General features: G+C 44.9%; 25 protein-coding genes, 1 tRNA gene and 3 pseudogenes. 22 read left to right on the forward strand and 7 right to left on the reverse strand.

The features are described 5' to 3' along the window. Nucleotides 1-22: 22 nt before the first annotated feature. From pstB to E8E00_RS05355, 6 genes are all read left to right on the forward strand, one after another. Nucleotides 23-877, forward strand: a complete 855-nt coding sequence (gene pstB / locus E8E00_RS05330) for a phosphate ABC transporter ATP-binding protein PstB (RefSeq protein WP_371414231.1) — start codon at nucleotides 23-25, stop codon at nucleotides 875-877. A gap of 130 nt (nucleotides 878-1,007) precedes the next feature. Then, nucleotides 1,008-1,098: transfer RNA gene (locus E8E00_RS05335), tRNA-Ser, on the forward strand. 482 nt (nucleotides 1,099-1,580) lie between these two features. Beyond that, nucleotides 1,581-2,456 (forward strand): FRG domain-containing protein, encoded by an 876-nt coding sequence (locus tag E8E00_RS05340; RefSeq protein ID WP_096628823.1) that lies wholly within the window; start codon nucleotides 1,581-1,583, stop codon nucleotides 2,454-2,456. Between the two features lie 143 nt (nucleotides 2,457-2,599). Beyond that, nucleotides 2,600-3,055 (forward strand): GNAT family N-acetyltransferase, encoded by a 456-nt coding sequence (locus E8E00_RS05345; protein ID WP_077663549.1) that lies wholly within the window; start codon nucleotides 2,600-2,602, stop codon nucleotides 3,053-3,055. Nucleotides 3,056-3,118: 63 nt separating this feature from the next. Further along, a complete protein-coding gene (locus tag E8E00_RS05350) occupies nucleotides 3,119-3,406 on the forward strand; it encodes a hypothetical protein (protein ID WP_136588365.1) in 288 nt (95 codons plus the stop codon). A gap of 134 nt (nucleotides 3,407-3,540) precedes the next feature. Further along, nucleotides 3,541-4,185 carry a peptidase E gene (locus E8E00_RS05355; RefSeq protein WP_096628820.1) on the forward strand — a complete coding sequence of 215 codons (645 nt, stop codon included), beginning with the start codon at nucleotides 3,541-3,543 and terminating at the stop codon, nucleotides 4,183-4,185. 21 nt (nucleotides 4,186-4,206) lie between these two features. Here the strand turns inward: E8E00_RS05355 and E8E00_RS05360 are convergent. Together E8E00_RS05360 and E8E00_RS17490 are read right to left on the reverse strand one after the other, a co-directional pair. Next, nucleotides 4,207-4,329, reverse strand: a pseudogene (locus tag E8E00_RS05360) (IS110 family transposase); the annotation flags it as partial. A gap of 24 nt (nucleotides 4,330-4,353) precedes the next feature. Continuing rightward, a pseudogene (locus E8E00_RS17490) lies at nucleotides 4,354-4,469 on the reverse strand (IS110 family transposase); the annotation flags it as partial. 89 nt (nucleotides 4,470-4,558) lie between these two features. Between E8E00_RS17490 and E8E00_RS05370 the strand changes: the two are divergent. The 11 genes from E8E00_RS05370 to E8E00_RS05425 all read left to right on the forward strand — a co-directional run bounded on the left by E8E00_RS05370 (nucleotide 4,559) and on the right by E8E00_RS05425 (nucleotide 13,611). Beyond that, nucleotides 4,559-5,065, forward strand: coding sequence for a GNAT family N-acetyltransferase (locus E8E00_RS05370; RefSeq protein WP_096628817.1), 507 nt, complete (start codon nucleotides 4,559-4,561; stop codon nucleotides 5,063-5,065). A gap of 678 nt (nucleotides 5,066-5,743) precedes the next feature. Then, on the forward strand, nucleotides 5,744-6,487 hold the full coding sequence (locus E8E00_RS05375; protein WP_136588366.1) for a nitrilase-related carbon-nitrogen hydrolase: 744 nt from the start codon (nucleotides 5,744-5,746) through the stop codon (nucleotides 6,485-6,487). 168 nt (nucleotides 6,488-6,655) lie between these two features. Beyond that, nucleotides 6,656-7,138: a MazG-related protein gene (locus E8E00_RS05380; protein WP_096628808.1), complete on the forward strand. Its 483-nt coding sequence runs from the start codon at nucleotides 6,656-6,658 to the stop codon at nucleotides 7,136-7,138. Between the two features lie 148 nt (nucleotides 7,139-7,286). After that, the gene (locus E8E00_RS05385) at nucleotides 7,287-7,820 is read left to right on the forward strand and encodes a GNAT family N-acetyltransferase (RefSeq protein WP_096628805.1); all 534 of its coding nucleotides are present in this window, start codon (nucleotides 7,287-7,289) and stop codon (nucleotides 7,818-7,820) included. A 126-nt stretch (nucleotides 7,821-7,946) separates the two neighbouring features. Beyond that, a complete protein-coding gene (locus tag E8E00_RS05390; RefSeq protein WP_096628803.1) occupies nucleotides 7,947-8,546 on the forward strand; it encodes a methyltransferase domain-containing protein in 600 nt (199 codons plus the stop codon). Nucleotides 8,547-8,742: 196 nt separating this feature from the next. After that, nucleotides 8,743-9,495 (forward strand): class I SAM-dependent methyltransferase, encoded by a 753-nt coding sequence (locus E8E00_RS05395; RefSeq protein WP_096628800.1) that lies wholly within the window; start codon nucleotides 8,743-8,745, stop codon nucleotides 9,493-9,495. Between the two features lie 807 nt (nucleotides 9,496-10,302). Continuing rightward, nucleotides 10,303-10,815, forward strand: coding sequence for a methylated-DNA--[protein]-cysteine S-methyltransferase (locus E8E00_RS05405; protein WP_096628795.1), 513 nt, complete (start codon nucleotides 10,303-10,305; stop codon nucleotides 10,813-10,815). Between the two features lie 18 nt (nucleotides 10,816-10,833). Beyond that, nucleotides 10,834-11,052 (forward strand): DUF6500 family protein, encoded by a 219-nt coding sequence (locus E8E00_RS05410; RefSeq protein WP_077481137.1) that lies wholly within the window; start codon nucleotides 10,834-10,836, stop codon nucleotides 11,050-11,052. Nucleotides 11,053-11,227: 175 nt separating this feature from the next. Then, nucleotides 11,228-12,580, forward strand: coding sequence for a molecular chaperone (gene yegD, locus E8E00_RS05415; RefSeq protein ID WP_096628792.1), 1,353 nt, complete (start codon nucleotides 11,228-11,230; stop codon nucleotides 12,578-12,580). A 45-nt stretch (nucleotides 12,581-12,625) separates the two neighbouring features. Beyond that, nucleotides 12,626-13,186 (forward strand): nucleotidyltransferase domain-containing protein, encoded by a 561-nt coding sequence (locus tag E8E00_RS05420; RefSeq protein WP_096628790.1) that lies wholly within the window; start codon nucleotides 12,626-12,628, stop codon nucleotides 13,184-13,186. 53 nt (nucleotides 13,187-13,239) lie between these two features. Beyond that, a complete protein-coding gene (locus E8E00_RS05425) occupies nucleotides 13,240-13,611 on the forward strand; it encodes an MmcQ/YjbR family DNA-binding protein (RefSeq protein ID WP_096628787.1) in 372 nt (123 codons plus the stop codon). 83 nt (nucleotides 13,612-13,694) lie between these two features. Here E8E00_RS05425 and E8E00_RS05430 read toward each other — a convergent pair whose 3' ends face one another. Beyond that, the gene (locus tag E8E00_RS05430) at nucleotides 13,695-14,078 is read right to left on the reverse strand and encodes a hypothetical protein (protein ID WP_077459350.1); all 384 of its coding nucleotides are present in this window, start codon (nucleotides 14,076-14,078) and stop codon (nucleotides 13,695-13,697) included. A 114-nt stretch (nucleotides 14,079-14,192) separates the two neighbouring features. Between E8E00_RS05430 and E8E00_RS17300 the strand changes: the two are divergent. From E8E00_RS17300 to E8E00_RS05450, 4 genes and pseudogenes are all read left to right on the forward strand, one after another. Next, a pseudogene (locus tag E8E00_RS17300) lies at nucleotides 14,193-14,291 on the forward strand (cytidine deaminase); the annotation flags it as partial. After that, nucleotides 14,275-14,562 (forward strand): hypothetical protein, encoded by a 288-nt coding sequence (locus E8E00_RS05440; RefSeq protein ID WP_096628784.1) that lies wholly within the window; start codon nucleotides 14,275-14,277, stop codon nucleotides 14,560-14,562. The pseudogene E8E00_RS17300 and the gene E8E00_RS05440, both read left to right, overlap by 17 nt. A 93-nt stretch (nucleotides 14,563-14,655) precedes the next feature. After that, nucleotides 14,656-15,417 carry an N-acetyltransferase gene (locus E8E00_RS05445; RefSeq protein WP_096628782.1) on the forward strand — a complete coding sequence of 254 codons (762 nt, stop codon included), beginning with the start codon at nucleotides 14,656-14,658 and terminating at the stop codon, nucleotides 15,415-15,417. 31 nt (nucleotides 15,418-15,448) lie between these two features. Beyond that, complete coding sequence (locus E8E00_RS05450) at nucleotides 15,449-16,021, forward strand: DJ-1/PfpI family protein (protein WP_096628779.1); 573 nt, start codon at nucleotides 15,449-15,451, stop codon at nucleotides 16,019-16,021. A gap of 36 nt (nucleotides 16,022-16,057) precedes the next feature. On the opposite strand, the gene E8E00_RS05455 is transcribed toward E8E00_RS05450, so the two are convergent. The 4 genes from E8E00_RS05455 to E8E00_RS05470 all read right to left on the reverse strand — a co-directional run bounded on the left by E8E00_RS05455 (nucleotide 16,058) and on the right by E8E00_RS05470 (nucleotide 20,193). Next, nucleotides 16,058-17,725 carry a mechanosensitive ion channel family protein gene (locus E8E00_RS05455; protein WP_205907396.1) on the reverse strand — a complete coding sequence of 556 codons (1,668 nt, stop codon included), beginning with the start codon at nucleotides 17,723-17,725 and terminating at the stop codon, nucleotides 16,058-16,060. 271 nt (nucleotides 17,726-17,996) lie between these two features. After that, the gene (locus E8E00_RS05460) at nucleotides 17,997-18,209 is read right to left on the reverse strand and encodes a hypothetical protein (RefSeq protein ID WP_096628777.1); all 213 of its coding nucleotides are present in this window, start codon (nucleotides 18,207-18,209) and stop codon (nucleotides 17,997-17,999) included. A gap of 78 nt (nucleotides 18,210-18,287) precedes the next feature. Then, the gene (groL, locus tag E8E00_RS05465; protein WP_096628775.1) at nucleotides 18,288-19,874 is read right to left on the reverse strand and encodes a chaperonin GroEL; all 1,587 of its coding nucleotides are present in this window, start codon (nucleotides 19,872-19,874) and stop codon (nucleotides 18,288-18,290) included. 28 nt (nucleotides 19,875-19,902) lie between these two features. Continuing rightward, nucleotides 19,903-20,193, reverse strand: coding sequence for a co-chaperone GroES (locus E8E00_RS05470; protein WP_077481117.1), 291 nt, complete (start codon nucleotides 20,191-20,193; stop codon nucleotides 19,903-19,905). A 330-nt stretch (nucleotides 20,194-20,523) separates the two neighbouring features. Between E8E00_RS05470 and E8E00_RS05475 the strand changes: the two genes are divergently transcribed. Beyond that, nucleotides 20,524-21,081: a GNAT family N-acetyltransferase gene (locus tag E8E00_RS05475; protein ID WP_077662070.1), complete on the forward strand. Its 558-nt coding sequence runs from the start codon at nucleotides 20,524-20,526 to the stop codon at nucleotides 21,079-21,081. Nucleotides 21,082-21,086: the final 5 nt, after the last annotated feature.

Here is a 21,086-nt window from a genome sequence, read left to right on the forward strand (position 1 = left end):
GAAAACCATGACGACAACAACCATGACTAACGGAACTCTTACAGAGCAAACAGTGAACACGACGCCCCAAAATACCGCAGCCCCCAAAGAAACCTGTGGTGTGCCCTTTGTTGATAATCCGCGAATGACGGCGCGCAATGTCTTTGTGAACTACGAGCATGGCGCAAAACCGGCGATCGCAGACGTGAGTCTTGATATTGGCGAGAAAGAAGTTCTCGCGATGATCGGTCCATCAGGCTGCGGCAAATCCACTTTTTTGCGCTGTTTAAATCGAATGAATGACACCATTCCCGGCTGTGTGGTGACCGGCGACATCATTCTCGACGGTGAAGATATTCACCACAAAGAGACAGAAATTGTGGAACTGCGCTCGCAAGTGGGCATGGTTTTCCAGCGTCCTAATCCGTTCCCTAAATCGGTGTATGACAACGTGGCCTATGGCCCGAGAATTCATGGACTGATCGACAGCAAAGCCGATCTCGATGAGTTAGTGGAGCAATCGCTGACTCGAGCCGGGCTATGGAACGAAGTGAAAGATCGCCTCGACCAGCCTGCCACAGGCTTATCTGGTGGTCAGCAGCAGCGGCTATGCATTGCTCGCACCATTGCTGTCGCGCCAGAAGTGATTTTGATGGATGAACCATGCTCAGCCCTTGACCCGATTGCCACCGGTATTATTGAAGAGCTGATTGCTGATCTGAAGAAAAACTTCAGCATAGTGATCGTCACGCACTCCATGCAACAAGCCTCGCGTGTGTCTGACCGCACGGCGTACTTCCACTTAGGGAGCTTGGTTGAGGTGAACAGTACCGAAAAAGTGTTCAACGACCCAGAACACAAGCTGACTCATGATTATATTAATGGCCGATTTGGCTAAATAAACGACGGGGCATAGGGTAGAAAAGCGCTGAAAATAGGCTTTTGCTGATAATTTCAGCACTTAAGTGCGAAAAAGTAAAAATAGACTTTACATCGTTCTGAGCAGCCTCTAGTATACGCCCCGTTCCGGAGAGATGGCTGAGTGGTTGAAAGCACCGGTCTTGAAAACCGGCAAGGGTTAATAGCCCTTCTAGGGTTCAAATCCCTATCTCTCCGCCACATACTGAAAAGCCGCTGATTTATCAGCGGCTTTTTTGCATCTATGCCTCCGCAAACATCCAAATCCTGACCTCACCAACATTTTAGGCGCTTGTGTCTAAACAGCTATTCTGCACTCTGGTACGCTAGTTCTTTATATTTCTGTCTCTTACATGGCCTTTTGGACGCCGCCAACCGAAGGGCGGTAGCGTGGAACGCAACAAAAGCGCCCACATGGATGCACGCTTTCTCATGACAGATTCACACTTTTCCTAGGCGAAAAAATAAAAACACGAATAATCAATCGGTTAAAAGTACAAGCGCGGGGATAATGTGAATACCTCAACCGAGATAGGCGGCATGCATACTATCACCGAAGAGAGCTTGATGAGGTAGATAAAAAATGTATTTGTATCAGTGGTTTATGGATAAAACAGGGCGTATAACGATTTTGACAAATCGAGCACGCGCACTATTACAATGTTAAAACGATTGGGGATCACATGAGTATCATAGAAAAAAACATGACTTCTTTAGATGAATTCTGGGAATATTTGTCTCCAATTGGACCGTTGTATAGTGAAATTAGAAGACCAATTTTCAGAGGACAGGCATGTGCAGATTGGCACTTAACGCCATCTGTTTTTAGAAATGATATCATCGAAAAATATGCGAGAGTAACTAGCGATTACAAAAGAACAGAGCATGTTATTTTATTGGAATTTATGTTTATTCATGAATTTCTTTGGGGGTGTGATGATCAAGGAATACAAATTCCATATGATCATTCTAAACTCAGAGAAAATATGAGTTTTAGTAAATTTATCGAGCGTTATTCTGATTATTTGCAAGGCTGGCCTTCTGAAGAATTTCATCCTATTTTGGCTATGGTTCAACATCATGGGATTCCGACAAGATTATTAGATTGGAGTAAAAACCCAATTGTTGGAATGTATTTTGCTGCTTCACAAGCGTTATCATTAAAAGACTCTGATGGTCAATTGGCTGTTTGGGTGATTGACAATGATGAAAATGAATTAAAAAAAGTTGGATTAGAAACTATATCTGTAGCTGGGAGTGTTAGTTGCAATTTGGCCGCACAAAAGGGGTTGTTTTTACTTCACAAAGAACCCCAACACAGTGGGCATCGTAGTTTATTCTCTCCCAATGATGAATTATCTAAAATTGATAATTTGCTTTTAGACAATGAGAAAATACGGGCATACAAGGTTACTTTACCTAAAAAATATTCAGGAGAGTTACTGTTTAGATGTCATAAATTTAATACTTCTGCTACAACACTGTTTCCTGGTTCTGATGGTGTAGCAAAAGGAGTCTTAGAATTTCAGTTAGCAAAACGACAATCTGGGAAGCTATAAATCGTTTTAACAAGGCGCTCAAGACGGACTAACAAACGTTTGGCATTTGGGGTTTTATTGAGTTAAGTGTTTATGGTGTTCAATTTGGGTTTATGCCAAGTTTGTTAGCCACTTAGCTTAGCGTTAGTATTTTAAGGAAGTGTATGATTCATCCTTATAAAAGTGAATATAAAGCACGCTGTTTTGAAATTTTTAATGAGCTTGATGGCTGGTTTGGTAGTGAAGAAATTAATTCCGACTATGCAAACCAACTAAGTGAAGATGGAGCGTTCGTCGCAATCGTAGATGGTCAAGTTGAAGGCGTTATTTCAATTGACTGGCACTTCGAGTCCACAGCAGAAATTTATTCAATGGCAATAAGCTTAAAGAATCATCGTAAAGGCTTAGGAAAGAAACTGATGCTCTCTGCTGAAAATCTTGCCAAAGAGAAAGGCTTTGACTTCCTTCATGTCAAAACATTGGGTGATCAAGTGCCGCACCCAGGATATAAGAAAACTAGAGCATTTTACGAAAATTATGGTTTTAAGAGATTGTTCCAGACTAAAGACCTTTGGGATGGATTGCCGACTATGCTTTACGTAAAATCAATAGAATACTAACAATAATAGGCGCGGCGACTCGTAAACTCGCGCGTGCTATAGGCGTTATAAGGCTTTCGAGATATGAGCGAAGAAGAGCAGTTCGTTGAATGTTGTACACACGGAAAACAACAAGCAACGTATGTATGCCAACATATTGTTCAAAGCCTGCGAGACGGAAAGCCTAGAGGATTTTGGTTGGCTGAGGCGGAACCAGGCGATGAGCGACCAGATTCGTGGTGTAATGCTTGCGAGGATAAAGTTAATAGCACTGGCGGAGAATGGAATGATGAATCCGAAGAGTTCGCTGGTGTAACTTTGTTGTGTGGTGCTTGCTATGATCGGGCAAAGGAAATGAACAGAGCAAATTAACTATGGTGCAAGTGCCTTATAACAAGCCGCTCAAATTCGTTCCGGCCACAAAAAGCGTGGCCTCCACCGGACTCGCTACCGCTCGCCGTTTAGCGGGGCGTTAGAGTGCCGAGTTCAACATAGGAGTATAGTTTATGGATAAACACATCGTTGTTTTAGGCGGTGGTGGTTGGATGATGGGAGAAAAACACAGCAAATTAGACCGTTATGCACTTGAACTTACGGGCAAGCGTGAACCAAAAGTTTGCTATCTTTCTACAGCAACTGGTGACGCAGAAGAAGCTATTCAACGTTTTTACGATTCAGGTCTTAGTTGTAATTTGACCCATTTTCCATTGTTCAAACCAGACTCCAATTGGCGCACAAAGCTGCAAGAGCAAGACGTTATATATGTTGGGGGCGGTAATACCCGTTCAATGTTAGCTATCTGGCGAGAGTGGGGCATAGATACAATACTCAAAGAATGCTACGAAAATGGTGTGGTATTGTGCGGTATGAGTGCAGGGGCTATATGTTGGTTTGACTTAGGCATCACCGACAGCAATCCCGAAGAATATACAATTATTGACGGCTTGGGTTTCGTGCGTGGTCTAGCCTCAGCTCATTTTAATGGCAGTGATGAAAAAGCTGACTTATTTTCTGATTTTTCTCAAAATAACAGTAGTGTACCGTGCTATGGTATTAGCGATTATGCCGCCCTGCACTTTGTTAATGGTCAATTATATCAGACGGTTACTAGTAAATTTGATGCAAAAGTAACGTTCGAAAATGCACTCTAACAAACGAGTATGTCGTCAATCCTAAAATTTAGCGAGATTTTTATCCCACATCACGCCGTCTCTGAGCATCGAATTTAAGATCACTACCATCTTACGCACACAGGCAATAATGGCGACTTTTTTTGGCTTTCCGGTGGCAACCAATCAGGATGCGCCGCTTTGAATGTTTAATAACTTAACGTGTGAAAGAGATGTATGGGAATGTCGTTTCCGTGTTCGCCCACCGCGTGTAGAGAAAAGTGGTGCTTGGCGAGATCAACGCCACAAAAGAATTGAGTAGACATGGTTACCTCCGGTATTAAAGGCCGCACCTCAGTGGGCAGATCTTCAAGAGGGGGAATCCATGTCATTCGTTATATGAATGAGGATATTTATGATCACAACACCGAATCTGATACTTTCCCCGGTCACTCACTGTGATTTGGACATATATTCCCAAATATTAGGTTCTGATGAACTGACAAAGTTTCTTCCTAAAGGGCGAGCGTATACAGATTCAGAAATTCAGTTACATGTAACAAACCGAGTTAAGCATTGGGAGCATGGATTTGGCTCTTATGTAATCACCCTTAAAAATGAACCTAAAACTAAAATAGGTTATGCCGGAGTTGAATTCTGTGAAAATTCAGAATTTAGTGATATTAGATACGCTATAGCTCCTAGTTATCAGGGCAAAGGGTATGTTTTTGAAGCTGCATATGCAGTTTTGGAACAAACTTTCCGCGTAGGTAAACATTCAAAAATTTATGGAGTAGCATTGAAAGATAATTTACCTTCTTTAGCAATAATCAAGAAGTTAGGTATGACTCTAGAACCAACAGTTAGCCTTTACGGTAACGTTGAGAATCTGGAAACGTATGCTTTAGATAAATTCACATAACACACATGAGCCCTTCTCTGTTCAATAGGCAATAGCATTTTTTTGGCTGCGCAGCAGCCAATGCTCTCGAACAACAAAGTCGTCTACTTCGTTCTGTCATTTCCGCCATTAAGTCATTGCTTACGGCAAACACATATAGAAGGTCTCTTACTGCGGTCTCACCGCTGCCTGCCAATCATGTAACAGGGCCATTAGACATTACTTCCCGTTCCCACGCAGGAGCGTGGGAACGAGTTAAGGATTTGCGTGCGTAATCAGATGCGCATGCCCGCGATAAATGAGATTTTTCTCTTGATACAAAAGTGTATTGTCTAACAGGCGGTCTATATGTTTAATCGCATGTTTAACTGAGGTTTGCGTCTTAAGCGCACGCCTAGGCTGGTTTGGGGTAAATCAGCACCGTCGAGTAAGGTTTTAGTGGCAAGAGTAAGAGAAATAAGCCGTTTTTTGTGAGTTTTGGGACACTGTTTTGACAGTGTTTGTAGTAGGGTTTGGTCATCATGCATCGTTAGCATCGCTATTGAATCTGTCTGTATCGAGTGTGTTTTTGGCGAAATTCATTCGTTCAGAGGGAGCGATGCGTGTCTGCTTCATTGTTTCAAAAGATATTTATGAGGGGACTCGCTAGATAGCGGCGTTATAACACCGGTTCATTTTTTATAGTTAGTGGGGTGTTCGTTGAAAGTAGGTATAGCCCAAATGCCTATGGATTGGACTGTTGAGGGGAACACAAAAACGATTTGTAATGTCGTTAACAAGAATCATGACTTGGATGTTCTTGTGTTTCCTGAACTGGCAATTACTGGTTTCCATCGAGATATTAAAAATCAGGCACAGAAAAATTTGATCGAAAATGCACTGAATGAAATTTCAATTCAATGCCAACTGTCAAATACATTGGTCTTCATCGGCTACCCATTAAATGAAAATAATAAGGTTTATAATGTGTATTCTGCTATTAATGAGATGGGAGCTTTAGAGATAGTTTGGCGAAAAGTAGGGCTAACTCCAAGTGAGTGTACATTTTTTGAATCTGGTGATAAGCGTAGTATTTTGGAACATCCACTTGGGACGTTCAGCTCTTATTTGTGTCGTGAGGCAAGCGACTTTAATTGGGTTGTTGAACAATTATCAGTTCAATCGCCGTCTTACATTCTATGGCCAAGCTATATTGGGCAATCTGAATTCTCCGTAAACACTGAAAATACAAATTATGAGGAGGGCTCAAAAAAGATAGCTCAATCACTCTCTGCTATGGTTATTCAATGTAATTGGCCTAATTCTTTGAATAACTCCAATGATAAAGGGTTAGGCGGTAGTAAGATAATCTCAAGTCATGGTGATATTATTGCTCAATTACCCTTCGATAAAAATTGTATTGGCGTATTCGATACAACCACTCACGAGTTAGTAATTCGATAAGTGGACGTAAGTGTTATAACAAATGCATCGACACGATTTGCTACAATCGGCATTGTCAGTTTGTCTTTATTTTCAGTGATTAAGGCGTTAAAACTCAGCTAAGCCTGCATAGTAGCAACGTATTATGCTGGAATTATAGCGCACGATCAAACTAACTAGGTACTCAAGATGAGCGATAGGGTAAAAGAAGCATTGATTTGGTTTAAGGAGATCTTGGAATCAGAGCGAATTGACTATCAAATTGTTGGTGGTTTGGCTGCAAAAATTTACGGTGGTACCCGAGAAGTTTCGGACATTGACTTGTTTATCCACAATGCCAATGCAGAAACACTCTTAGCAAAGGTTGGTTCATATGTCTCCAAACCTTTAACGCATTACGTGGAATACGGTTGGGATTTAGAGTATTTCCAATTAATCTACCATTCTCAAAAAATCGAAGTTGGTTTGTCTAAAGGAACTAGAATTAAATCGGCTCTTGATGGTTCATGGCACAGGTTAGAAATTGATTTTTCTAACTCGGTTTCAATGTGTTACCAAAATGTCGAAGTGCCAGTAATCCCTAAAGACGAGTTAATAAAGTACAAGTGCTTACTGAAAAGAGAAGTGGATTTAATCGACATACAGGAACTGACTGAAAATCGAGCGCCATAACAAAAGTGTATGTCATCAATTTTTATATTTCGGCGAGGTTCTTATTCAACACGTCGCTCTGCCGCACCTAAGTATGGTAGAGCATCAAGAGAGGGAATTATATCATTCGTTAGTTTGTTACAAAGAATCGAGAATTATTAAGGGATATATGGAAATAGAAATAAGACCAGCCAAGGAAGACGAACTGGAATCTCTCCATTCTTTGGTTATTTCAAATGATGAATGGACAAAGTTTAATGGCCCTTACTTTCCTTACACACATCCATCACTAGAACAATTTGAGAAATCTTCATTTCAAAGATTATTAAATGGTTCAGATTTACAGGTAATCACTGTGGATGATGTACCTGTTGGGACAGTAAATTTTTACTGGGAGTGTGAAGAAACTCGCTGGCTTGAAGCTGGTATTATTATTTATGATTCTGCATATTGGGGGAAAGGTATCGCAGCACGAGCCATTCCTCTCTGGGTTTCACACTTATTTAATACCAAAGAAATTGAGCGCGTTGGTATGACAACTTGGTCGGGTAATCCTCGCATGATGTCGCTAGCATTGAAATTAGGCTTCCAGCAAGAAGCTAGATTGCGGAAAGTTCGTTACTACGAGGGTAAGTACTACGATTCAGTTAAATATGGGATGCTGCGTTCGGAGTGGTTAGAACGCAACTGGCAAAGTTTTTAAGAGAAATCTTCAGCGTCTGGCATTTTCAGTTTTAATCAGCTTTGGTACTTACGTACAGTGGATTAGCTAAGGAATAAGCGTTGTTCACACCTTAATTTGGCTCACTTTATCGGAATATTGAACGTTATGGATGATACTTCAGCAACTTGGCGTCAGTACTACGAAAAATCATTGTTACGCCCCCACAATTCACGCACTGAACTCGCCATTGAGTTGGATCAGTCTGGACTGAAAACCGCTGTTGATTGCGGTTGTGGAACCGGAAGTGAGATAGCGTATCTAGAGCAGCAAGGCTATCGGGTGTATGGCTTTGATATTAATCCAGACTCTATTGCGATATGTTCAGAAAGGTTTAGTTCAAAGCCGCTGGTTAAACTTTCAGAGTGCTCCTTTGAGTCTTTCAATTATCCTTCTACTGGCATAGTGATAGCAAACTCAAGTTTGTTCTTTGCTGATCCGGTAGAGTTTAAAAATACATGGCGAAAACTTGCTTCTTCTATCGTGGTTGGTGGTGTTTTTGTAGGTGATTTTATGGGGCCTAGAGATACTTGGGCAACGAATTTTCGGTTACCGACGGCTCCGTTGAGTAAAGAACAAGTTGAGCCCTTATTTGAAGAGTTTGAAATAGTCAGTTTCAAAGAACGTGATGAGCCTGGCGCGACAATGGTTGGAGCCCCTAAGCATTGGCATATTTTTTCAGTGGTTGCTGTAAAACGTACATCATAATATGGTCATGTGATATAAAAAATTGGTAATGTAAGCTTTTTTATTAGATTGTAATGCTGGGCATTTTTCTTGTGCGTTGGCATTAGTGATAGATATAAAAAAGTATACGGTTTCTTTACTATTGCGTTTCTCCTTTTTCCACAGAGAAGAATGGTAACGAGCCCCACATTACTTTCAAGTACAAGGGAAAGAGCTTTTGAAGCAGAGTAGAAGTGAGTTTTGGTCAGGTGAGGAATACGATGCCCAGTATGGTAATTACTATTCGGATGAAATATCGTTCTTTCAGGATTTAATGCTTCATCGAAATGTCTTATCCCTACTAGATGTCTGCTGCGGGACTGGCCTAGTAACAATTACATTATCAAAGAAGTTATCTCATGCAGTAGGTATTGATTTTTCTCGTTCAATGGTTGATTTTGCGAAGTCTAAGTCATCAAATATTAGTAATGTTACGTTTTATGAAAAGGATGCCGTAAGTTTTGACTTAAAAAGCGTCTTTGATCTGATTATTATGACGGGAAATGCCTTTCAAGCATTTCTTTCAGATACAGACCTTTCATCCATGCTCGAAAATGTAAAAAAACACATGCACGGAAATAGTTTTTTTGTATTTGATTGTCGACTTCCATGTCCTAAGTACTTTGAAACAACACATAATTACGAATATTGGTCTTCCTACACGAGTTACAGCGGAGAAAACGTCGATGTATATGGTTTGGACAGCAGGCACCCAACGTTAAGTAATACGATGTTGCATCGTGTAAGAAGAGAATATGAAAATGGTATGCAATATCAAAGCTATATCGAGCTGAAATATCGTTCAATTGACGAGATAGGCGATCGCCTTGAGCAACACGGTCTGCAGTTAGTAGAACGTTACGCAGATTGGAAAAAGACGCCTTTGACTGAATCATCGACAAGCTTTGTGGGGGTTGTTAGGCCGCTATAACGAGATCATTGAAATCTCGCTGGACTTTTTCCTTTTCTTTAAAAGCTAGCTTTAGGCTGATTGAAGTTGATGGTTACGATGTCATCCACCACTTGAGCACAGACTGGCGTATAGCAAGTGCAAAGCCAAAAATAGTGATATGTCTCACCTTGAGATTCAAAGCCGCATCTTAATATGACAGCGTTGTAAGAGGGGGTTCATGTCATTTTTATGCAATAAGTTAAGGAAATCAAATAGATGCAATATCTAGAGGTAAATGCGAAGACAGCGATTATCGTTCACGGTTATGACGAGTCAATCGACAGCGTCCGTCAAAAACTGGAAAAAGTAGGTGTGCGCGTCGCATAACAAACATCAGGAGCTAGCACCGACTCTCGTGTGCTAGCATCTGTAGGTAGGTGGAGTCTAGCTTATGTCACTTTATGACAAACAGAAGTATGTAAAGAATCAGGAAGATACAATGTTAGTTGGTTCGGATTCTTGGTTGACAGTTAAATTTTCCCAAGAAGCAGCAAAGTCTTGGAAACGTATTCTCGTACTATTCGTTCTTGCAATTCTATGTTTGTTTGCACCAGCATTGGGTTTGATTATATCAACCATAAATGCATTCTTTTCGTAAGCAACTAGGGATTCGTGGGTTCAACTGCGAAATGCCCATAAAATACCCATAGTTTTTTGGTGGTTACAGTGGCTGCAAAAGCGATGGTATGAGAATTTTAGAAACACTTAGGGGTAATTAACGTAGAAGTTAAAACAGATAAGACAAGTATCCATATTGGTATGGATAAATCATTTATAAGAGACACAATGAACACAGTAAATATCCAGTATTATAAACATCCTTATGCCGAATTTATCCTTGGTTCTTATCAAGGTAAGCTTTGCTTGTGTGACTTCCGATATCGCAAGATGAGAAGTGCTGTTGATGAGCGCATTAAACGGATTCTTAACGCTGATTTTGTAGAAAAGAGCGATGATGTTTTAGCGGCTACTCAAGCTCAACTCGAGGAATATTTTTTGGGTGAGCGAAAAACTTTCGATTTGCCTTTACTCTTGGCGGGTACCGATTTCCAACGGTCGGTATGGAATGCATTAAGCAACATTCAATATGGTGACAGGGTGACGTATCAAGAGTTGGCAGTATCGATTGGTAATGAAGCCGCAGTACGTGCGGTTGGCAATGCTAACGGGGCAAATGCGTTGGCGATTATTATTCCTTGCCATAGGGTTATCGGCACCCAAGGGGAGCTTATTGGCTACGGTGGCGGTCTGTCACTGAAAAAGCGCCTTTTAGAATTAGAGCAGAATTTATTCATTTAAGGATAGAAGTGGGCGCGTATGAGAGCGGAGCTAAGAGCGAAAATCCTGGCGGTATGTGATCAAAAAATCAAAGCGAAAGGTGAGAATGTCGGTGTGTCATTTTACGCGTTCTTCAAAAACAAAAATGACGATCCAGAGCAGTTGATGGAAGCCGCAACCTGGTGGATACAGACCCATCAGTTAGATCATTTTGTTAAGGCAAGAACCATCAAAGAGATGGTGAAAAATAATTTATGACGACTGCAGAAATCATGGCCTATTTTGCCGACAAGGTGTAATTCAGGTTCACCAAGATGATAATGGATAGCGGGGCACGGGCTCAGATAGTCAGATTGGCTTGGGCACACGGATGTTAGAAATCCCGCCACGGTTGAGGTAGCATTGCCGACTTTTTCTGCGGTAAGAGGCATTTATGTATATCGGCTTTGACTATGGTACAGCAAATTGCTCGGTGGCGAAGATTGAAAACGGTCAGCCGACGCTGTTGCGTCTAGAAGGGGACAGCACGTTTATTCCTTCCTCCCTTGCCGCACCTACGCGCGAATCTGTGTCTGAGTATCTGTTTCGTCACCGTGGTATCAAGCCGCTAGATACGATTGGCGAGCAGATGTTGCGCCGCGCCATTCATGTAAACCAAGAGGAAAGCATTGAACTTGAGGCGGAGGACATGGCGTTTGGTCAAGCGGCGCTCGACCGCTATCTCGATGATCCGCGCGATATGTACTACGTGAAATCGCCTAAATCTTTCCTTGGCGCGTCAGGTTTACGTGATGCCCAGCTTCGGTTTTTTGAAGACCTCGTATGCGCAATGATGGATAACATCAAAACGCAAGCCGAACACCAAACCCAACAGAGTATTCATGATGCGGTGATCGGTCGGCCGATCAACTTTCAAGGCCGTGGAGGCGAGACGGCAAACCGCCAAGCCGAAGCTATTTTACTCAATGCGGCTAAGCGGGCGGGCTTTAAACAGATTGAATTTCAGTTTGAGCCGGTAGCGGCTGGCCTGGACTATGAAGCCACATTGAGCGAAGACAAAATTGTTCTGGTGGTCGATATCGGTGGGGGGACCACAGACTGTTCGTTGATTGAGATGGGGCCATCATGGCGCGGTAGTAGCGATCGTAGTGCAAGTTTATTAGCGCACAAAGGCCAGCGTATTGGCGGCAATGACTTAGATATTGCGTTGGCATTCAAACAAATGATGTTCCCGTTTGGGATGGGCAGCAAGATGGAATCTGGCATTGAAATGCCGATTACGCAGTTTTCCAACCCTATCGCGATTAACAACGTACAAGCGCAAAACGATTTCTATGCGTTTGAAAATTTGGCGGTGCTCAAAGGGCTGCACAAGCAAGCGCAAGAGCCACATAAACTGACCCGTTTGCTTGAGGTGTATCACGAGTCACTGGGTCACAACATTGTCCGTCGTGCGGAAGAAGCAAAGATTGCGTTGTCTGATCAAGCCGCATACCGAGCGGGTATTCAATTGTTCTCCGAGCGCGTGGACGTTGATATATCGCGCGATAACATGATTGATGCGATTGAAGCGCCCAAACGCAAGATGATCGCCTTAGTGCACGATGTGGTCGCTCAGGCCGGTGTAAAGCCTGACGTGATTTTTATGACAGGTGGCTCGGCACGCTCGCCTTTTTTACGTGAGGCTGTACAAGCAGAGCTGCCGAACATTCCTGTAGTGAGTGGTGACTACTTTGGCTCAGTCACCGCAGGTTTAGCGCGTTGGGCGGAAGTCTGCTTTAAGTAAGCCCAACAGCCGTTGCGGCTCGTTCAAAACAATAAGGAAATAACTATGATTCAGGATGACATAAATGGACAGCATTTACCTTTGCAGCAGGCATTGATTGAATCGGCCTGCGACGCATTTGCTTCAGAGCAGGATGTGATTGCGGCAGTATTGGTCGGCTCTCTCGCCGCAGGCAAAGGCGATCGCGTGTCCGATGCGGATATTGTCGTGTTTACACAGCACGGCTTTCATCGCTCGGCAGCGTCATGTTTTGCGCGCTTTGAGGCCGGGAAAGACATTTTTTATTGCTTGTCCGGTGATCACAATGAACAGGCGATGTTTAAAAAATATATTTTCACGGATCTAACCAGTGCCGAAATCCATTGTTTGGACGTGAGCGAACCATTTCAGCTCACGCAGCCCTTTATGGTTTTATTTGATAAAGCAGACATTGTCCCCGCGCGAGTGACGGATGAGCCAGCCCCTAAGCACGAGAACTTTCCTGTTTACACCAGCGGGGATGAAGGGCTGATTTGGGAGCTTTTTGATTGCATCAAATGGCTGAGCCGTGGCAATAACTCGTTGGCAAAAGGCTACCTTAAGAAGCTGTCAGCAGCATTTAAGTGATAGAGACAATACCGTTTTCTACCTTGTCATTGAGGCGTCGAAAGGAGAGCCACATGGACCATTCTACATTTAATCAGTATTGCAGCGCGTTTACGGCCGCGACACATGTGGTGCAGTGGGGCAACTCAGACGTCTGGAAAGTGGGAGGGAAAGTCTTCGCCATTGGCACCAGTAGTAAAAGCGGTCAACCGGCGTTTACCTTTAAAACCTCGCCAATGAATTATGCCTTTTTGTGCGATCTTGAGGGTTACGTACCGGCGCCGTATTTTGCTAACCGGGGTATGAAATGGATTCAACAAACCCATACCACTGGGGAGCTTGATGAAGACTTAAAGTACTATGTGGCGCAATCGTATCAGCTTGTTTGTCAGGGCTTGAGTAAAGTGAAACGAGCCGAGCTCGGCGTCGATGAGAGCAGTCTTTGATAGAGGCGCTGGACAAGCCATTCAGGGTTGGCAAACGCCGGCAATAATAGGAACCCACCTTAGCGAAAACTTCCGTATTTTGATTAGAAATCATGCACCAAGGTGGGTGTGTTGGCGCGAAATAGTTTTGTTAGGACAGACTTGTATCGCCAACCCAGAGCCAGTAGCCGTTTCGCTAAGCTTTGATTTTGAATGGTGGCAACTTCAATGCCGCGGTAGTGATGCGGATGTGCTTGAATATAATCGATAAACGCCGTCAGCACCCCTTGGCCGCGAACGTTGGGGGCAAATTGTAGCGAAACAATCGATAATCGCTGACTACCGATCGGGCAGTGAACCAGACAATAGCCGAGTGGGTGCTTGATCGCGGTAGAGAGCTCTGGAAAAGCGCGCGTTTGGTGACGTTGTGCTAATTGGTCATAGCCGTGGCATAGGTGATTAAGCAGTTGCCGAGCGTTATCATCCATCGAAGTGTCTCTGAAGAGGTCGAAACGTAGCCACCATATTAGGGATTTTGTTTTTTCGAAAAACAGAAAAGCGCAAGCCACGTATTTACCTCTTTTGGGCACAATAATCGCGCAAAAGCTGCGATTTCTACGCCAGATAACCAGCTAGTTTTTAAAACTGTGCGCGAGCTCATGCCGCACCATTGGTCGTTAGTGAATGACGATTTTTTATAAATTTATCAATCATGTAAAGGTCCTGACCAAAGAAGGCGTGTATCTTGCTAACAACTCACCGGCGAGTCATCGCGGTCGTATTCAAGGGGTATTGATCACGTTGCGTAGCTTATTGCTGATGCCAAGCTTTGTATTGATTGGCTATGTCATCGACACGTTCGGTTATTCGGTGACTTGGTCGCTTGTTATCGCTATGGCTATGTGTGCCAGCATCGGTATGTTTTTATTGTCGATGCGCAAGAAAACACGCCTCGCAGCGACGTCCTCATAAGATTGATGGCTTTGTGACCAAGGCGGAGTCATCATCTATGCGGTTAAGGTAGGTTAAAAGGTATACCATCAATACACCTGTGTGGAGGTGAATATGGCCTACTTAACCTTAACCCCAGCATCCTTGGATGATGCGCATATCTGCTGTGCGTTCTCGGATAAAAAGTGCCAAGCCAGCTATCAGGCGAAAAAGCAGTGGCTAAAGCAGGAGTATCAGCGCGGATACCGTTTTCGCCGTTTGGATGAACGCGCCAAAGTCTTTATCGAATATGGCCCAGCAGAGACCGCTTGGCAGCCCATACAAGCGGATGGTTATCTGGCATTGGGTTGCTTTTGGGTCTCTGGGAAATACAAAGGGCATGGACACGGCAAGCAACTGTTAACTGACGCCATTGAAGCGGCTAAACAGCAAAATAAGCAAGGCTTAGTCGCCGTGGTCGGTAAAAAGAAATACCACTTTATGAGCGATACAAAATGGTTAAAAGGCCAAGGCTTCAATGTGGCGGATGAGGCCCATAATGGCTTTGTGCTGTTGTATTATCCGCTGAATGATGCAGCTGAAATACCGCAATTTAGAGAATCCGTTCATACCGCCAATGTATCAACCGAAGGGTGTGTGGCGTATTACTCCCATCGTTGTCCTTATGCGGAATACCATGTGTTGAACTCGCTACAACAGAGCTGTGCGCAGCGTGGTATCCCGCTTGAAGTGCATCATTTAGAGACATTGAGCCAAGCACAAGCATGTCCTTCACCGGCCACCATTTTCAGTTTGTATTATCAGGGGGAGTTTATCACCACCGATATCAGTGCCTGTATGGAGAGCCGCTTTGATAAGTTTATTCCTCATCCTTAAACCAACACTTACATGGATGTAAGGACAAACGATGAATATTGGTATTTATGTGTATGAGCACGCAGAGGTGCTCGATTTTGCTGGCCCCTTTGAGGTATTTAGCATCGCAAAACGTTTGGGCGCGGACAGTTGGCAGGTTGGACTGATTGCTGAACAAGACTCACCTTTGCTCGCGCGCGGCGGTTTGCGTATCGTGCCGGATTATCATCTCGCCAATCATCCCACACTGGATGTGCTGCTGGTTGTCGGCGGCGTTCACCATGAGCAAGTCACTCACCCGTCGGTGATCGATTGGGTGAAGCAACAAGATGCGATCACTCAATGCACGGCTTCTGTCTGTACGGGGGCGTTCATACTGGCCGAGGCTGGATTAGTCGATGGTCGAAAGGTGATCACGCATTGGGAAGATATGGACGACCTCAACCGTGCTTATCCGCCATTAAGCGTGGTATCAGGTAAGCGCTGGGTGAGGGATGGAAAATATCTTACCTCCGCGGGCATATCTGCGGGTATTGATATGAGTTTGCAGCTGGTGGCTGATCTACACAGCGAGGATTTAGCCCAGCGCGTGGCCAAGCAAATGGATTACCACTGGCAGCGTTGAGTGCAAACCGACAGGTAAACCATTTGCGGCGCCATGTTAGTGATCTGACCGAGCCTCTGGCGCTGTCGAGATCCAATTCAGATGGACGTCTTGTTGCGGGAATGGAATCGAGATGCCTTCTTCATCAAAGCGCAATTTGACTGTTTTGGTGACATCCCAGTAGACGTCCCAATAATCATCGGTTTTCACCCATGGTCGGACAATAAAATCTACCGAGGAGGTATTCAGAATATGTACTTTGATCATGGGCTCCGGTGTACGAAGTACCGCAGGATGTGACTGGACAATCTCGGTGAGCACGGCTTCTGCTTTAAGAAGGTCATCTTTATAGCCAATACCAAACACCATATCCACTCGACGAATCCGCTCTCGAGTGACGTTTTTAATCACATCGCCCCAAATTTTGCTGTTCGGGACAATGATAATTTGATTATCAAACGTGCGAATCGTGGTATTCACCAAGCTCATATTGCCTACTTTGCCATCCACGCCACCGGCGTAGACAAAATCACCTACATCGAAAGGGCGGTAGATCAGTAGCATCATCCCCGCAGCAAAGTTTGATAGTGTATCTTGCAGCGCAAAGCCGATAATGACCCCAGCGATACCAAAACCAGTGAGTACCGGAGTAAGATTGACCCCAATCTGCGAGAGACCGACCAAGATCCCAATTACCCACACGGCTTTGCCGGACATCGAGACGAAAAAGTCTTGCATTAACTGAGAGAACTTAAAGTTTTTATTGGCGACCGCGGATTTCACAACGGAGCGGGTGAATCTCGCGAGCAGTTTTGCCACCAACAAAATCAGCACAAAAATGATGAGCTGGAAAACCAACTGTGGTGCATTGTCTTCTGCCCAGTTCAGGGCATTTGCGGACCAATGGGAGAGGATCGAATACGCGACATCCACATCCAGAATATCCTGGGTGATGTTGCCGGTAACGCCAAATAGCTGGCGTTTATATTCTGCGGTTTCGATCCCCAACTGATCGGCGAGCTGATAGGTGCGCTTTAAGCCATCAGTAGCGATAGTCAGTCGTTGTTGGGTGTTTAACTGCGTCAGCTGTAACGCGGGTTTTTCGGAATCAGGACTCGATTTGATTTGTTTTTCTTGCGCTGTGTATTGCTGACGTAGGTAGTCGATAGATGCCGAAAGGAGTCGTAAACGCTGGTTAAGACGTTGCTCTAAGGTGTTTCGCGTTTCCTGTGTCGGCTGATCGAGCTGCTCAAGCCAGCGTATGTTTTCCCAACTCGCCTCAAAGACAGTACTGAGGTATTGCTGTAGCTCCGCATACTCATTGATGAGTGGTAAGCGTTGCTCTTGGCTGGCTTGAGTGATTTGCTCATTGAGGGTATTGAGACGGACCGTGATGTATTGATACGCATCTTGCGTATACCGCCGTTGCGCCGTGACCAGTTGAACCAACTGCGGGTTATCCAAGCTTTGTTGCTTGATGGCGTCGGCGAGCAGCTCTCTTAGCTCCTCGTTTTTGTTAAACAGCTGCAATTGAATCGCATCTTTGTCATCGCCTTTTGCTTGTTCAAGGCTTTCTACAAGGGTCTGAATATATTGTTTGGTGCGCGCTATTTGATGCGCTAATGAGGAGGTATCGCTCGACGTGACACTTTGCTCAGTCGGCGCCGGCGCTTGGTCGGCATAGGCCGGCGGAAGAAAGAGAAGGGGAGTTACCAGTACTAGCATGATCGTATTCATGCGTTGACGGCGATGCGATAACGTTTTTATCCAATTCACGTTTCTTTCCTCTTGCCTGTTGGCGATTGTGATGGGCATCGATAGCGGCAATCCAATGCCCAACCGAGCCTTGCCCCTGCGCTTTAATAGCGTAGCGAGTTTAGCCTTAACTGCCTATACCGTCAGCCATTTTTGTGACGCACTGGTTTTTATAATGCGTTAGCGATTGCTTGTGGATCGCGTGTGTCGGTGTCTGCCAACGGGTAATGAGAAAGACGGTCTAGTGAACCACGTGATAACGCTGGCTTTGTCGCATCACAATGCTGGCAGCTAACAACGTCATTATTACCGCGATCGATAAGGTGTTAGCCGGGAAGAACTCTCGCCGTTGGCTAAGGCGCGGAAATGACATCGCTGCGGGCCATTTTGACGCGATTGCTTGAGTTGTTGCGGTTTCGGATACTGAAAAAGAATAGGCGGGTAAACCCATCATACTGCATGCCTCAATAATCCAGTAAGCGGGCCCTAACGAGCCCGCTGTCGTGTTTGTCGTTAATGATGTTCGCGTAAATTAGTCAGCGTGCTTGGTGTCGGTCACCATCGTTTCGGTGGTGAGCATGAGGCCGGCAACGGACGCTGCAAATTGGAGCGCCGAGCGCGTGACTTTCGCTGGGTCCAAAATGCCCATGTCAATCATATTGCCATATTCACCGGTTAAAGCGTTGTAGCCATACTGATCGCTGCCTGCTTTGACCGCGTTTGCAACCACTGACCCTTCGTGACCTGCGTTTATCGCAATTTGACGCAGAGGCTCTTCAAGGGCGCGTAAGGCAAGCCGGATCCCCACGTTTTGATCGTCGTTGTCACCTGTCAGATCACGCAGAGCATGCGCGATTTGAATCAATGCGACACCGCCGCCGGCCACGATCCCTTCTTCAACCGCAGCACGGGTAGCATGCAGAGCATCATCCACGCGATCCTTTTTCTCTTTCATTTCGATTTCGGTCGCGGCACCGATTTTAATCACTGCGACGCCCCCGGAGAGCTTGGCAATCCGTTGCTGAAGTTTCTCTTTGTCGTATTGCGAGCTGGTGCTCTCAAGCTGTCTTTCGAGAGTCGCAATGCGATCTTTGAGTGCACTTTCCTCTGCGGCACCGTCAATAATGGTGGTGGTGTCTTTGCTGATGGTGACTTTTTTCGCGCTGCCTAACTGCTCTAGCGTGACGTCTTCAAGCGCAATGCCCAGCTCCTCGGTGACAAGCGTACCTGCGGTTAATGCGGCAATATCATGCATCATGGCTTTGCGATTATCCCCAAATCCGGGCGCTTTGACGGCGGCGGTACGTACAATGCCGCGCATATTGTTGATCACCAAGGTCGCGAGGGCTTCACCATCGACATCTTCTGCGATAATCAGTAGCGAGCGTGATGATTTTGCTACCGCCTCGAGGATTGGCAGCAGTTCACGAATATTGCTAATTTTTTTGTCGACTAACAGGATGTAAGGATTGTCGAGCTCGACGGTGCCACTGTTTTGATGCGTAATAAAATAGGGTGACAAATAACCGCGGTCGAATTGCATCCCTTCAACGACCGATAATTCATTCGCGAGCCCTTGGCCCTCTTCAACGGTAATGACGCCATTACGTCCGACTTTGTCCATGGCTTGCGCAATGAGTTCGCCAATGTCGTTGTCGCTGTTGGCTGAAATGCTACCGACTTGTTGAATAGCGTGCTTTTCACTGCACGGTTTCGCCATTTCACGTAGCTTTGCGATGGCAGCCTCAGTGACCTTATCAATACCGCGTTTGAGATCCATGGGGTTCATTCCCGATGCGACCGCTTTCAAGCCTTCGTTGATAAACGCTTGAGCCAGTACGGTTGCGGTTGTGGTGCCGTCTCCGGCCTCATCGTTGGCTTTAGACGCGACCTGTTTGACCATTTGGGCGCCCATGTTTTCAAATTTGTCTTCTAAGGTGATCTCTTTGGCAACCGATACCCCATCTTTGGTGATGGTTGGCGCGCCATAAGACTTATCAAGCACAACGTGACGGCCTTTAGGCCCTAAGGTCACTTTTACTGCGTCGGCGAGGATATTGACACCGCGTAGCATTTTTTGACGAGCATCATCAGAATATAAAATCTCTTTTGCAGCCATGATATTCTCCTAAATACGCTGAAAATAATTACGCAACAACCGCTAACACGTCAGACTCAGACAGGATCAGATACTCGTTCCCATCAATTTTCTCTGTCTTAACGCCATAGCCATCGTTGAAGATGATGGTGTCACCTTCTTTTACTGCCATTGGGGCGCGTTCACCGTTGGCGAGGCGCTTCCCTTCGCCGACAGCGATCACACGACCACGGTTGGATTTTTCGGTCGCTTGAGAAGTCAGTAAAATTCCTCCTTCTGTCTTGTTATCAACCACTTGTCGTTCAACAAGGAGTTTGTCGTGCAAAGGACGAATTTTCATATCCGGTGTCTCCTACGTAAGCTATCAAACTAAAAGACAAGATGATGATGCCCAAGAGATCAGGGATGGGGCATCAAAGTCGTCTTCATGGCGACTTCAAGGTTATAGATTGGGCCTGCTGTATTAAGTTCAAGACGCTGTTTCATTGAATATTTTTATCGATATGAGAAATTTTTTTTGCCTATTACATGCTGAATCGCGAGGCGCAAAAACGCATCTCTTGGTGCGCGAAGCGCTTTGGTACGTGTATGATGAATCACGCTGATGTCAGTCATCGACGGGCGGCGGCTCATGATTAATGGCAGTCATAGGATTAAAAGGAATAGGAACATGTTTCCAGCAACATGGCGGTCTGAACGCCTGTGTTTTAGTGCGTTTGAGTACAGTGATGCAAAGCGCGTTAAAGCGCTGTTTGAGCAAAATCAGCATCTGCAATATCAAGATCCCACGTTTAAACCTTGGTCGTTGTCGACCTATCAAGCATTGATAGCGGATAGTGCGGAGAAAAAGGCGCCCGACGTCGAAGAGGCCTTTTACCTTCGTCGCATTCAGACCCATGACGGTAAAGATATTGGCTACTTACAAATCTCGCTCAATGCGCCGGATGCACAGAGTGTTTGGTTGCCCATGCTCACTATTTCTCCAAGATATCAAAAGCATGGCTATGGCAGCGAAGCGGTTGCGAGCGTGATTGAAACCGTGCAAGCTTATGGGGACTATCGACGCATGGGGGTGAATGTTTACGCCGAAAACATTCGCGCGTTTCGATTCTGGTATCAGCAAGGGTTCTGTCGTATTTCTCATTTTGAACCCGAGCAAGATGAAGGACGAGATTACCACTGTTTGGTGCTCTATCGCGATTTAGACGTGAGGACACCATCACGATAGTGAAC

Origin of the sequence: Salinivibrio sp. YCSC6 (genome assembly GCF_004916735.1) — a bacterium.
Taxonomy (GTDB): Bacteria; Pseudomonadota; Gammaproteobacteria; order Enterobacterales; family Vibrionaceae; genus Salinivibrio; species Salinivibrio proteolyticus.